Origin of the sequence: Streptomyces sp. NPDC001406 (assembly GCF_042895285.1) — a bacterium.
Taxonomy (GTDB): domain Bacteria; phylum Actinomycetota; class Actinomycetes; order Streptomycetales; family Streptomycetaceae; genus Streptomyces.
In genome coordinates this window covers 457,163-470,059 of record NZ_JBIAWG010000003.1, presented here as the reverse complement: position 1 = coordinate 470,059, position 12,897 = coordinate 457,163, and the positions used below count along the sequence as shown (strand labels likewise).

The 12,897-nt window shown below is 68.8% G+C and carries 14 protein-coding genes; 4 read left to right on the top strand and 10 right to left on the bottom strand.

Annotated features, from left to right (window positions below):
• Positions 1–6: 6 nt before the first annotated feature.
• Positions 7–543: a TetR/AcrR family transcriptional regulator gene (locus tag ACFY1J_RS09505; RefSeq protein ID WP_390711399.1), complete on the bottom strand. Its 537-nt coding sequence runs from the start codon at positions 541–543 to the stop codon at positions 7–9.
• On the bottom strand, positions 543–863 hold the full coding sequence (locus ACFY1J_RS09500; protein WP_390711400.1) for a DMT family transporter: 321 nt from the start codon (positions 861–863) through the stop codon (positions 543–545). Before ACFY1J_RS09500 ends, ACFY1J_RS09505 begins: the two co-directional genes overlap by 1 nt.
• A gap of 235 nt (positions 864–1,098) precedes the next feature.
• On the opposite strand from ACFY1J_RS09500, the gene ACFY1J_RS09495 reads away from it, so the two are divergent.
• Both ACFY1J_RS09495 and ACFY1J_RS09490 read left to right on the top strand, forming a co-directional pair.
• Positions 1,099–2,901, top strand: coding sequence for an endonuclease/exonuclease/phosphatase family protein (locus ACFY1J_RS09495; protein ID WP_390730972.1), 1,803 nt, complete (start codon positions 1,099–1,101; stop codon positions 2,899–2,901).
• Positions 2,902–3,422: 521 nt separating this feature from the next.
• Complete coding sequence (locus ACFY1J_RS09490; protein WP_390711402.1) at positions 3,423–4,292, top strand: AbfB domain-containing protein; 870 nt, start codon at positions 3,423–3,425, stop codon at positions 4,290–4,292.
• An 80-nt stretch (positions 4,293–4,372) separates the two neighbouring features.
• Here the strand turns inward: ACFY1J_RS09490 and ACFY1J_RS09485 are convergent, their stop codons facing one another.
• Genes ACFY1J_RS09485 through ACFY1J_RS09450 form a run of 8 tightly spaced genes read right to left on the bottom strand, consistent with a single transcriptional unit; the run spans position 4,373 to position 10,965 of the window.
• On the bottom strand, positions 4,373–4,705 hold the full coding sequence (locus ACFY1J_RS09485; RefSeq protein WP_316753337.1) for a metal-sulfur cluster assembly factor: 333 nt from the start codon (positions 4,703–4,705) through the stop codon (positions 4,373–4,375).
• Positions 4,702–5,169 (bottom strand): Fe-S cluster assembly sulfur transfer protein SufU, encoded by a 468-nt coding sequence (sufU, locus tag ACFY1J_RS09480; RefSeq protein WP_363297253.1) that lies wholly within the window; start codon positions 5,167–5,169, stop codon positions 4,702–4,704. Before sufU ends, ACFY1J_RS09485 begins: the two co-directional genes overlap by 4 nt.
• 19 nt (positions 5,170–5,188) lie before the next feature.
• Positions 5,189–6,445, bottom strand: coding sequence for a cysteine desulfurase (locus ACFY1J_RS09475; protein ID WP_390711403.1), 1,257 nt, complete (start codon positions 6,443–6,445; stop codon positions 5,189–5,191).
• Complete coding sequence (gene sufC, locus ACFY1J_RS09470) at positions 6,442–7,206, bottom strand: Fe-S cluster assembly ATPase SufC (protein ID WP_390711404.1); 765 nt, start codon at positions 7,204–7,206, stop codon at positions 6,442–6,444. The genes ACFY1J_RS09475 and sufC overlap by 4 nt, the downstream gene beginning before the upstream one ends.
• 7 nt (positions 7,207–7,213) lie before the next feature.
• A complete protein-coding gene (locus tag ACFY1J_RS09465) occupies positions 7,214–7,534 on the bottom strand; it encodes a non-heme iron oxygenase ferredoxin subunit (protein ID WP_363297250.1) in 321 nt (106 codons plus the stop codon).
• Positions 7,531–8,754, bottom strand: a complete 1,224-nt coding sequence (sufD, locus tag ACFY1J_RS09460) for a Fe-S cluster assembly protein SufD (RefSeq protein WP_390711405.1) — start codon at positions 8,752–8,754, stop codon at positions 7,531–7,533. Before sufD ends, ACFY1J_RS09465 begins: the two co-directional genes overlap by 4 nt.
• A 58-nt stretch (positions 8,755–8,812) precedes the next feature.
• Positions 8,813–10,234: a Fe-S cluster assembly protein SufB gene (gene sufB, locus ACFY1J_RS09455; protein ID WP_390711406.1), complete on the bottom strand. Its 1,422-nt coding sequence runs from the start codon at positions 10,232–10,234 to the stop codon at positions 8,813–8,815.
• Entirely contained in the window at positions 10,231–10,965 is a 735-nt protein-coding gene (locus ACFY1J_RS09450) for a helix-turn-helix transcriptional regulator (RefSeq protein ID WP_390711407.1), read from the bottom strand. The genes sufB and ACFY1J_RS09450 overlap by 4 nt, the downstream gene beginning before the upstream one ends.
• Before the next feature lie 161 nt (positions 10,966–11,126).
• On the opposite strand from ACFY1J_RS09450, the gene ACFY1J_RS09445 reads away from it, so the two are divergent.
• Both ACFY1J_RS09445 and ACFY1J_RS09440 read left to right on the top strand, forming a co-directional pair.
• On the top strand, positions 11,127–11,942 hold the full coding sequence (locus tag ACFY1J_RS09445) for an aminoglycoside N(3)-acetyltransferase (protein WP_390711408.1): 816 nt from the start codon (positions 11,127–11,129) through the stop codon (positions 11,940–11,942).
• Between the two features lie 31 nt (positions 11,943–11,973).
• Entirely contained in the window at positions 11,974–12,897 is a 924-nt protein-coding gene (locus tag ACFY1J_RS09440; RefSeq protein WP_390711409.1) for an ABC transporter ATP-binding protein, read from the top strand.

The following is a 12,897-nucleotide window of genomic DNA, read 5'->3' as shown; positions in this document are numbered from 1 at the left end:
TCTGCGTCAGGGAATCACCCGCGCCAGTACCTCCCGCGCGTACTCCTCGTCGTAGGCCGCCCCCGTCAGCAGCACCTGCAGGCAGATGCCGTCCATCAGGGCGAGCAACGCCCGCGCGGTCACCGGGTCCGTGTGTGCGGCCAGTCGCCGGGCCGTCTCCTCGGTCCACTCGGCGGCGACGGGGCGCAGGGCGGGGCGGCGCAGGGCCGCGAGGTACAGCTCGTACTCCAGCTCGACGCCCGGGCGGTCTCCGCCGAGCCACTCCCCCAGCACCCGCGCCAGCCCCGCCGCCAGTTCACCCCCGGGGTCTTCGAGGACGCCGCTGCCCGCGAGGGCCTTGGCGAAGCCCTCGTTGGTCTGGCGCAGTGCGGCGACCATCAGTTCGTCGAGGGTCGTGAAGTGGTACGTCGTGGAGCCCAGCGGGACGTCCGCCTCGGCGGCGACGGAGCGGTGGCTCAGTCCGGCGATGCCCTTCTTGCCGACGACCCGGATCGCCGCGTCGATGATCCGCTGCCGCCGCTCGGGGTCGTAGCGCCGGGCCATCAGTGCGCGCCTCCCAGGTTCAGTACCACCACGCCCCCGATGATCAGCACGATCCCGGCGACCTTCGCCACGCTCAACCCCTCGCCGAACAGCATCAGTCCGATGACCGCGATGGTCGCGGTGCCCACCCCGGCCCAGATCGCGTACGCCGTGCCGATCGACACGGTCTTCAGCGTCTGGGCGAGCAGGGCGAACGAAAGCACATAGCCCAGGGCCGTCAGCAGCGAGGGCCAGAGCCTGCTGAAGCCGTCGCTGTACTTCATCGCGGTCGTGGCCGCGACCTCGGCGGCGATGGCGCCGGCGAGCAAGAGGTATCCCATGTGTACAAGCGTACATAACGAAGCGACGGCAGTACATCCATGAATGACCGCCGTGCATCCACGAACGGCCAGCGCCGCATCCACAAGGGCTTTGATGACACGCGTAGCCGCCGTGCGGGGAACACACTCCGTACATCCACCGGTAACTCTGAGCGAATAGAACTTCCGCGACCAGTCGCTCATGTACGTCCAGGCACCAACCAGCTCCACCCATCCGCTCGTTGAAGGGACGCACATGGACAGAAAGCTCGGGCTCACGGTCCGCGCGACGGCAGCCGGGCTGCTCGCCTCGGCCTCGCTGATGGCACTGCCGTCCGCCGCGCACGCGGCCACCTACACGATCTCCGCGATCCAGGGCACGACCCGGATCTCGCCGTACAACGGCTCGACGGTCACCACAACCGGTATCGTCACCGCGATTCGCTCCACCGGCTCCTCGCGCGGCTTCTGGATCCAGAGCGCGAGCGGCGACGGCAACGCGGCGACCAGTGACGCGATCTTCGTCTACACGGGGTCCAGCACGCCGAACACGGCGGTCGGCAACAGCATCACGATCACCGGCAGGGTCTCCGAGTACATCCCCGGCGGCACCTCGTCCGGCAACCAGTCGCTGACCGAGCTGGGCAGCGCGAGCTGGAGCACCAACTCGACCGGGAACGCCCTTCCCGCGGCCGTCACGATCAGCGACGCGACCGTCCCGGCCACCTACACCCGCACCAACAGCGGCGGTTCGATCAACTCGTTCACGCTGGACCCAACGGCCTACGCCCTGGACTACTACGAGTCCCTGGAGGGCATGCGGGTCAGCGTCGGCAGCACGCCGGTGGTCGGACCGACCAACGCGTACAACGAGATGTGGGTCAATGTGAAGCCCGCGCAGCTGAACTCGGTCCGCGGCGGCTCCCTGTACTCCTCCTACAACAGCCAGAACTCCGGCCGGCTGCAGATCACCACGCTGCTGTCCTCGGCCTTCCCGACGGCGACCGTGGGCGACACCATCTCCGGCGCCACCGGCGTCCTGGACTACAGCGCGTACGGCGGCTACTCCCTGAACGCCACTTCGGTCGGCACGCTCACCTCGGGCGGGGTCGGCAAGGAGACAACGGCGGCCCAGTCGGCGGGCCAGCTGTCGGTGGCCACGTACAACGTGGAGAACCTCGACCCGACCGACCCCGCCTCGAAGTTCAGCGCGCTCGCGCAGGGCATCGTGAACAACCTCAAGTCGCCCGACATCGTGGCGCTGGAGGAGGTCCAGGACAACGACGGCCCGGCCGACAACGGCGTCGTCTCCGCCACCACGACCCTCTCCATGCTGACCTCCGCGATCAGGACGGCCGGCGGCCCGGCCTACTCGTACACCCAGATCAACCCGCGGAACGACACCGACGGCGGTGAGCCCGGCGGCAACATCCGCCAGGTGCTTCTGTACAACCCCGCACGGGTGGGCTTCACCGCCCGCGGCAACGCCACCGCCACCACCGCCAACTCGGTGACCAGCGTGGGCGGTGTGGCGCAGCTGACGTACAACCCGGGCCGGATCGCCCCGACCAACTCGGCCTGGTCGGCCAGCCGCAAGCCGTTGGCCGCGGAGTTCACCTTCGGCGGTCAGAAGTACTTCGTGATCGCCAACCACTTCGTCTCGAAGGGCGGTGACTACGCGCTGCACAGCCAGTACCAGCCGCCGACCCGCTCGTCCGAGACCCAGCGGGGCAGCCAGGGTTCGGTGGAGAACTCGTTCGTGGACTCCATCCTGGCGGCACAGTCGGACGCGCATGTGATCGTGCTCGGCGACCTGAACGACTTCCCGTTCTCCACCGCCGTGTCCAACCTGGAGGGCGGCGTACTGACCGACCTGGTGGACACACTGCCGGCGTCCGAGCAGTACACGTACGTCTACGACGGCAACTCCCAGGTCCTCGACCACACCCTGGTCAGCTCGTCGATCACGTCGCACGACTACGACATCGTGCACATCAACAGCGAGTTCTCGGACCAGACCAGCGACCACGACCCGCAGGTCGTACGCATCACCCCCTGAACCGGGAGGCGGCGACCGACCGGGCGACCACCGCGCCCGACGCGGGCCGCCCGGCGCCGCGCGAACACACGGCAGCAGCGGAGCAGTTCGGCCGATTCGGGCCGGACTGCTCCGCTCTTCTCGTAGCCGTGCCGCACCGGCCGCTCGTCCAGCACGGCGCCGCACAGCCGGATCCGTCCTTACCCAAGTAGACGCACAGCGTGCAGGTCACCCCCGAGCAGCAAGGCGACGCAGTCGCGGCCGTCCCGTAGGCCCACTTCTTAGAAACGGGTTTCCCTCCCAGGTCGCGATCCATTGCCCTACGGCGGCCCGGTTGCCCGGATCACGGATGAGCCTGGATCAAGAAGGCCCTGAAAACCGAGTCTTCAGTCCCGTGCGTCACACGAGTAGGTTTAGGTTTCATGGAAACCGCTCGCTGAAACGGCTCCCGGCAGCCCCTCGGCTCCACTAGAGTTCCACCACTCGATCACCTCACCCTCACATCCCCGGCCGCCGCCCTGGGCGCCGCTGGAGGAACACGCATGCCCGAAACCACCCCCCACCCTCCCGGGAACCAGCCATGGCAGAACGGCTGGGTCCCCGACACCTCCCGGGCCCCCGGCACCCGAAGACTCTGGCTGGCCGGTGGGCTGGCCATCGCCACGATCGTCGCCTGCGCGACCGCAATCGTCGTGAACCGCCAGGCTCCTGACGACACGGCAGCCCCGGTGCGGTCCGCCGCACCCACGGACGACGGACCCGGCCTCCTCTCCTTCGCCTCGCCCTCGTCGGGTACGACCCCCGCGCCCAAGGGCAAGACCGGCATGTCGTCGGTCATGCCTCCCGCCGCCTCGGCCACTGCCACGGACGGCGACGGCAAGCCGAAGTCCACGGCCTCCGCATCGCCCTCCAAGTCGCCTGCCTCACACGGCGGTTCGGGGGGTTCGGACGGCTCCGGAGGATCCGGGGATTCGGGCGGCTCGGACTCCTCCTCCGCCTGGTCGTCCGTCCGCTCGGTGAACTACCCCGACCGCTACTGGCACCTGAGCGGCGGTTACGTGAAGCTCGACCCGATCGGCTCCGCCTCGGCCCGCCGCGACGCCACGTTCAAGGTCGTGGGCGGCCTGGCCGACGGCTCCTGTTACTCCTTCGCCACGGCCGACGGCGGCTATCTGCGGCACCGCAACTTCCTGCTGCGCGCCGAGCGCAACGACGGCTCGTCCCTGTTCCGGCAGGACGCGACCTTCTGCCCCCGCGCCTCCGCCTACTCCGGCGCGGTCATGCTGGAGTCGGTCAACTACCCGGGCCGCTTCCTGCGCCACCAGAACTTCCGGCTCAAGCTGGACCCGTACCAGTACGGCGACCTGTACCGGGCCGACTCCGCGTTCCGGCTGGTCGACGGACTGGCCTGAGCGCGAGAGCGAAAACGCGAACCAGAACGAGAAACGGCGAGGTCCGGTGGACCTCGCCGTTACTGTTCGGCCGGTGGATCTCAGACGTTGAAGCCGAGCGCCCGCAACTGCTCGCGACCGTCGTCCGTGATCTTGTCGGGGCCCCACGGCGGCATCCAGACCCAGTTGATGCGCAGCTCGTTGACGAGGCCGTCGGTGGCGGACTTGGCCTGGTCCTCGATGACGTCCGTCAGCGGGCAGGCCGCCGAGGTCAGCGTCATGTCGATCGTCGCGATGTTCGCGTCGTCGATGTGAATGCCGTAGATCAGGCCGAGGTTGACGACGTCGATGCCCAGCTCGGGGTCGACGACGTCGTACAGGGCCTCACGGACTTCCTCCTCCGAGGCCGGCTTCGTCTCCACGGTGTCGCTCATGCCGTCTTCCTTTCGGCGTCGGCCCCGCCCAGAGCCTGGGCCGTCGCGTCCTTCCACGCCATCCAGCTGAGGAGGGCGCACTTGACCCGGGCCGGGTACTTGGAGACTCCGGCGAACGCGACCGCGTCCTCCAGAACGTCCTCCATCGCGTCGTCCGGCTCGATCTTGCCCTTGGACTGCATCAGCTCCAGGAAGGTCTCCTGGATCTTCTGCGCCTCGGCCAGCTCCTTGCCGACGAGCAGCTCGTTCAGCACGGAGGCCGACGCCTGGCTGATGGAGCAGCCCTGGCCCTCGTACGAGACGTCACTGATCGTCGTGCCGTCGTACTTCACACGCAGGGTGATCTCGTCGCCGCAGGTCGGGTTCACATGGTGCACCTCGGCGTCGCCATCCCTCAGACCACGCCCGTGCGGGTTCTTGTAGTGGTCCAGGATGACTTCCTGGTACATCGAATCCAGCTTCATGCGATCGCTAGCCAATCCCTCAGCCGAAGAAGTTCCGGACGTGCTCCAGCCCCTCGACCAGTGCGTCGATCTCGGCCGGCGTGGAGTACAGATAGAACGACGCTCGCGTGGTCGCAGGAATTCCGTACCGCAGGCAGACCGGGCGGGCGCAGTGGTGGCCGACCCGGACCGCGATGCCCTGCTCGTCGAGGACCTGGCCCACGTCGTGCGGGTGGATGTCACCGAGCGTGAAGGAGATCGCCGCGCCCCGGTCCTCGGCCGTGGCCGGGCCGATGATCCTGAGGTCGGGGACCTCGCTCAGCTTCCGCACCGCGTACTCGGTGAGCGCGTGCTCATGGGCGAGGATCCTGTCCATGCCGATCGAGTTGAGGTAGTCGATCGCCGCGCCGAGACCGACCGCCTGGGCGATCGGGGGCGTGCCCGCCTCGAACTTGTGCGGCGCCGGGGCGTACGTCGACGAGTGCATCGACACGGTCTCGATCATCTCGCCGCCGCCGAGGAACGGGGGCAGGTCCTCCAGCAGCTCCTGGCGGCCCCACAGGACGCCGATGCCGGTCGGGCCGCACATCTTGTGGCCGGTGAAGGCCACGAAGTCGGCTTGGAGAGCCTGGACGTCCAGCGGCATGTGGGGAGCCGCCTGGGAGGCGTCGATGCAGACCAGGGCGCCGACCTCCTGGGCGCGGCGCACTATCGCCTCGACCGGGTTGACCGTGCCCAGGATGTTGGACACCAGCACGAAGGAGACGATCTTCGTCTTCTCCGTGATGATCTCGTCGATGTTGGAGAGGTCGAGCCGGCCGTCGTCGGTCAGCCCGAACCACTTCAGCTTCGCGCCCGTGCGCTGCGCCAGCAGCTGCCACGGCACGATGTTGGAGTGGTGCTCCATCTCCGTGATGACGATCTCGGTCTCGTGGTCCACCCGGTAGGGCTCGTCGGCCCAGCCCAGCATGTTCGCCACGAGGTTGAGCGACTCGGAGGCGTTCTTGGTGAAGATCACCTCGTCGCGGCTCGGCGCGTTGATGAACGCGGCGACCTTGTCGCGCGCGCCCTCGTACAGCGCCGTGGCCTCCTCGGCGAGCACATGCACACCGCGGTGGACGTTGGCGTTGTAGCGCTCGTAGTACTCGTTCAGGGCGTCGAGCACCTGGCGCGGCTTCTGCGAGGTCGCCGCGTTGTCCAGGTACACGAGCTTCTTGCCGTCGTGGACCAGCCGGTCCAGGACGGGGAAGTCCTTACGGATCGCCTCGGTGTCGAGGAGGCCCGGCAGCTGTGTCACGCTGATACGCCACCCTTCGTGTACGCCTCGTAGCCCTCGTCCTCCAGCTTGTCGGCGAGCTCGGCACCGCCGGACTCGACGATCCGCCCGCCGGAGAAGACGTGGACGAAGTCGGGCTTGATGTAGCGCAGGATGCGCGTGTAGTGCGTGATCAGCAGGGTGCCGACCTCGCCGGTCTCACGGACGCGGTTGACGCCCTCGGAGACGATCCGCAGAGCGTCCACGTCGAGACCGGAGTCCGTCTCGTCGAGGATCGCGACCTTCGGCTTGAGCAGTTCGAGCTGGAGGATCTCGTGGCGCTTCTTCTCACCGCCGGAGAAGCCCTCGTTGACGTTGCGCTCGGCGAAGGCGGGGTCCATGTTGAGGCGCTGCATGGCCTCCTTGACCTCCTTCACCCAGGTGCGCAGCTTGGGGGCCTCGCCGCGGACGGCGGTGGCGGAGGAGCGCAGGAAGTTGGAGACCGAGACGCCGGGGACCTCGACCGGGTACTGCATCGCGAGGAACAGGCCGGCGCGGGCGCGCTCGTCGACGGACATCTCCAGGACGTCCTCGCCGTCGAGCAGCACGGTGCCCTCGGTGATCGTGTACTTCGGGTGACCCGCGAGCGAATAAGCGAGGGTCGACTTGCCGGAGCCGTTGGGGCCCATGATGGCGTGCGTCTCGCCCTGCTTCACGGTGAGGTCGACGCCCTTGAGGATCTCCTTCGTGGCGTTGTCGGCCTCGACGGTGACGTGCAGGTCTCGGATTTCAAGCGTTGCCATGGGTGCCTCAGGACTCCTGGGTGAGGGAGACGAGCACGTCGTCCCCTTCGATCTTTACGGGGTATACGGGGACGGGGCGCGTCGCGGGAAGGCCGGACGGCTTGCCGGAACGCAGGTCGAAGCTGGAGCCGTGCAGCCAGCACTCGATCTGGCAGTCCTCCACCTCGCCCTCGGAGAGCGAGACGTTCGCGTGGGAGCAGATGTCGTAGATGGCGAACACCTCCCCCTCGGTCTTCACGACCGAGACCGGCGTGCCGTCGAGTTCCACCCGCTTCGGGGTGCCCTCCTCCAGCTCGCTCAGCCCACAGGCGCGTACGAAGGGGCTCATGCGACCGACGCCTCCAGCTCCTCTTCGATCTTGGCGAGCAGGCGCTCCTCGATGTCCGCGACACCGATCTGCTGGACCAGCTCGGCGAAGAAGCCACGGACGACGAGGCGGCGGGCCTCGTGCTGCGGGATGCCGCGGGCCATCAGATAGAAGAGCTGCTCGTCGTCGAAGCGGCCGGTGGCCGAGGCGTGGCCGGCGCCGACGATCTCGCCGGTCTCGATCTCCAGGTTCGGCACCGAGTCGACGCGGGCGCCGTCGGTGAGGACCAGGTTGCGGTTCATCTCGTACGTGTCCGTGCCCTCGGCCTTGGCCTCGATGAGCACGTCACCGATCCACACCGCGTGCGCGTCGTCGCCCTGGAGCGCGCCCTTGTAGACGACGTTCGACTTGCAGTGCGGGGTGTTGTGGGTGACCAGCAGGCGGTGCTCCTGGTGCTGCCCGGAGTCGGTGAAGTACAGGCCGAACAGCTCGGCCTCGGCGCCGGGGCCCGCGTAGGTGACGCGCGGGTGCAGCCGGACGAGGTCGCCGCCGAAGGTCACGACGACCGACTTGAAGGAGGCGTCCCGCCCGATGAGGGCGTTGTGCTGGGCCACGTGCACGGCCTTGTCGTCCCAGTCCTGGACGGAGACGACGGTGAGCTTCGCACCGTCGCCCAGGACGTAGTCGACGTTGGCGGCGAGCACCGCGTCACCGGTGTGGTCGATGACGACGACGGCCTCGGCGAAGGCGCCCAGCTCGATGACCTGGTGGCCGTAGGCGACCCCGCCCTGGCCGTGCACGGCGATACGGATCGGCTCGGTGAGCACCGTCTCCTTGGGGACGGTGACCACGCCGGCCTGCTCGAACGCCGAGTACGCCTGGGCGGCGACGCGGTCCACCGGGGTGCCCGCCCGGCCGAGCCGCGCGTCGTCGCGGCCGACGGTCTCGACGGTGACGCCCTCGGGGGCCTCGACGGCGACCTTCACGCCCGTGCCGTTCGCGACGGCGGTGCCGTCGTGCAGCCCGCGCAGGCGCTCCAGCGGGGTGAACCGCCACTCCTCCTCGCGGCCGTGCGGGACCGGGAAGTCCGCCACGTCGAAGGACGGGGGCGCGCTCATGCGCGTGGCGACGGTCGACTCGGCGGCCACCGCGATCTGGCCCGCGGTGGTGGAGCCCAGCGGTGGGGGTGCCCCCTGTCCGAGCGGAGTCGAGGACTTGGGGGAGTTCGGAGCCTCAGCCATGGCTGTCGGTCTGCTCGCTTTCTTGCGTGAGTGGCTTGATGGGACCGGCGGTGGGCGTTTAGCCGACCGCGCCTTCCATCTGGAGCTCGATCAGCCGGTTGAGCTCAAGGGCGTACTCCATGGGCAGTTCCTTGGCGATCGGCTCGACGAAGCCGCGCACGATCATCGCCATCGCCTCGAACTCGGACAGACCGCGGCTCATCAGGTAGAAGAGCTGGTCCTCGGAGACCTTGGAGACGGTCGCCTCGTGACCCATGGACACGTCGTCCTCGCGGACGTCCACGTAGGGGTACGTGTCGGAGCGGGAGATCGTGTCGACCAGCAGTGCGTCGCACAGGACGTTCGACTTCGAGCCGTGGGCGCCCTCGCCGATCTCGACCAGGCCGCGGTACGAGGTACGGCCGCCGCCGCGCGCCACCGACTTGGAGACGATGTTGGACGAGGTGTTCGGCGCCATGTGGACCATCTTGGAACCGGCGTCCTGGTGCTGGCCCTCACCCGCGAAGGCGATGGAGAGCGTCTCGCCCTTGGCGTGCTCGCCCATCAGGTAGACGGCCGGGTACTTCATCGTCACCTTGGAGCCGATGTTGCCGTCGATCCACTCCATGGTCGCGCCCTCGTAGGCCACGGCGCGCTTGGTGACCAGGTTGTAGACGTTGTTCGACCAGTTCTGGATGGTCGTGTAGCGGCAGCGGGCGTTCTTCTTGACGATGATCTCGACGACCGCGGAGTGCAGCGAGTCCGACTTGTAGATCGGCGCCGTGCAGCCCTCGACGTAGTGCACATAGGCACCCTCGTCGACGACGATCAGGGTCCGCTCGAACTGGCCCATGTTCTCCGTGTTGATACGGAAGTAGGCCTGGAGCGGGATCTCCACGTGGACGCCCGGCGGGACGTAGATGAAGGAGCCACCCGACCACACGGCGGTGTTCAGCGACGCGAACTTGTTGTCACCGGCGGGGATGACGGTCCCGAAGTACTCCTTGAAGAGCTCCGGGTGCTCCTTCAGCGCGGTGTCGGTGTCCAGGAAGATGACGCCCTGCTGCTCCAGGTCCTCGCGGATCTGGTGGTAGACGACCTCCGACTCGTACTGCGCGGCGACACCGGCGACCAGGCGCTGCTTCTCCGCCTCCGGGATGCCGAGCCGGTCGTAGGTGTTCTTGATGTCCTCGGGCAGTTCCTCCCAGGACTCCGCCTGCTTCTCCGTGGAGCGCACGAAGTACTTGATGTTGTCGAAGTCGATGCCCGACAGGTCCGAGCCCCAGTTCGGCATGGGCTTCTTCTCGAAGAGCTTCAGGCCCTTGAGGCGCAGCTTCGTCATCCACTCCGGCTCGGACTTCTTCGCCGAGATGTCCCGGACGACGTCCTCGTTCAGACCGCGCTTCGCTGCGGCACCGGCCTCGTCGGAGTCGGCCCAGCCGTATTCGTACGTGCCCAGACCCTCGAGTTCGGGGTGGGCAGTCTCCGTGGGGAGAGTCATGCGGGGTTCCTCCCGGCCGTGCTTGCAGATGCGTCAGTGGAAATCTTGGGGATGAACGTCGTGCAGACGCCGTCGCCGTGCGCGATGGTGGCCAGTCGCTGGACGTGCGTTCCGAGCAGCTCGGCGAAGATCTCCGTCTCCGCCTCGCAGAGCTGGGGGAACTGCTCCGCGACATGGGCGACCGGGCAGTGGTGCTGGCACAGCTGTTCGCCGACCGGTGCGGTGCGCGCCGTAGCAGCGTACCCGTCGACGCTCAAGGCCTTGGCCAGGGCTTCGGCGCGCTTGTCGGGGGTGGCGCCCTCGATCGCCTTGCGGTACGCGCTCGCCTGTGCGGCGATCCGGGCGCGGGCGAAGGCGACGACCGCGTCCTGACCGCCCTCCTGGTCGGCGATCCAGCGCAGCGCGTCCGCGGCGAGCGTGTCGTACGACTGGTCGAAGGCGTCGCGACCGCAGTCGGTGAGCGCGAAGACCTTGGCGGGGCGACCACGGGTGCGCGCCCCGTACACGCGCTGTTCGCGCGCCTCCACGACCTCGTCCGCGGTCAGCGCGTCCAGGTGGCGTCGTACGGCCGCCTGGGTCAGTCCCAGACGGGCGGCGAGCTCCGCGACGGTCGACGGGCCGTGGTCCAGGATGGACCGCGCGACGCGGTTGCGCGTCGAGCGCTCACCGGTCGCGAGCTCTTCATGAGGGGTCCCCGTGGGGGTCTCCGGAGCCTCGCCGACGTTTTTCACAACGCCATTGTTGCGTAATTCCTCGGAGACTGACAAGCCACGCCCGTCCGGGCGGGTGGTGCCCTACATCACTTAGGTATACCTAATCCGACCTGCGAAAACGATCTTTGATCGATCAAATCGGTGGCACCGGCGAAGCTCTTGGGGAACACTGCCGAACCATGCCCATCCCCGCTCCGACCGGCCCTCTTGTCACTCGCGACACACTCGCCGCACAGCTGCGCGGGCTGGGTGTCGAGACCGGCGAGACCCTGCTGGTCCACTCCTCCCTGAGCGCACTCGGCTGGGTCTGCGGCGGCGCCGTCGCCGTCGTCCAGGCACTGCTCGACGCCCTCGGCCCGGACGGCACGCTGGTCGTCCCCACCCAGTCCGGCGACCTCTCCGACCCGGCCCTGTGGGGGAACCCTCCGGTGCCCCGGGAGTGGTGGCCCACGATCCGGGCCTCGATGCCCGGGTACGACCCGCTGACCACCCCCTCCCGCGGGGTCGGCGTGATCCCGGAGACCGTACGGACCTGGCCGGGCGCCCTGCGCAGCGCCCACCCGCAGACGTCCTTCGCGGCCGTGGGCCCGCGCGCGGCCGGGATACTCGACGGCCACGCGCCAAACTGCCGGCTCGGCGAGCGCAGCCCGCTGGCCCGGCTGGAACGGCTGGGCGCCCGCGTACTGCTCCTCGGCACCGGCTACGACACCTGCACCAGCTTCCACCTCGCCGAGTACCGGATACCGGCCCCGCACGTCGAGGTCGGACGGCCGGTGCCCGGCGGCGGCTGGGAATCGGTGATCGAGGTCTCGATCGACTCGGACCGGTTCGACGAGCTCGGCCACGACTTCGAACGGGACCGGCCCGTCGTCCGCGGGACGGCCGGAGCGGCCGACGTACGGCTGTTCCCGCTGGTGGACGCCGTCGCGTACGCGGAGAAGTGGCTGCCGCTGCACCGACCCCGTGCGGAGGAGTTTCTGCACCCGCCCGTCTGAGTGACACGGCACCTACCTAGACTCTGGACCCATGCGAAGTGAGCCCGTGGTCCAGGTCCAGGCCCTGGTGAAGCGGTACGGCACAAAGACCGCGGTGAACGGCCTCGACCTGGTGGCCCAGGCGGGAGTGACCGCCGTACTCGGCCCCAACGGGGCGGGAAAGACGACCACGGTCGAGACCTGCGAGGGGTACCGGAAGCCGGATGCCGGCACGGTGCGCGTCCTGGGCCTCGACCCGGTCCGGCAGTCCGCCGAGCTGCGGCCACGCGTCGGCGTGATGCTCCAGTCCGGCGGCGTCTACTCGGGCGCGCGGGCCGACGAGATGCTGCGCCACGTGGCCAGACTGCACGCGCATCCGCTGGACGTGGACGCGCTCATGGAACGGCTGGGCCTCGGCAGCTGCGGCCGGACCTCCTACCGGCGCCTGTCCGGCGGACAGCAGCAACGGCTCGCGCTCGCCATGGCCGTCGTGGGGCGGCCGGAGCTGGTGTTCCTGGACGAGCCGACGGCCGGCCTGGACCCGCAGGCCCGCCGGGCCACCTGGGACCTGGTGCGGGACCTGCGCGCCGACGGCGTCTCCGTGATCCTCACCACCCACCACATGGACGAGGCCGAGCAGCTCGCCGACGACGTCGCGATCATCGACGCGGGCCGGGTGATCGCCCAGGGCGCCCCCGAGGAGCTGTGCCGCGGCGGCGCCGAGAACACCCTGCGCTTCACCGGCCGTCCGGGCCTCGACGTGAGCTCCCTGCTCAAGGCACTGCCCGCCGACTGCACGGCCGCCGAGCTGACCCCGGGCTCCTACCGGGTGGTCGGCAAGATCGATCCCCAGCTGCTCGCCACGGTGACCTCGTGGTGCGCCCAGCACGGCGTGATGCCGGACCGGATCTCGGTCGAGCGGCACACCCTCGAAGACGTCTTTCTGGAGCTCACAGGCAAGGAGCTGCGCTCATGA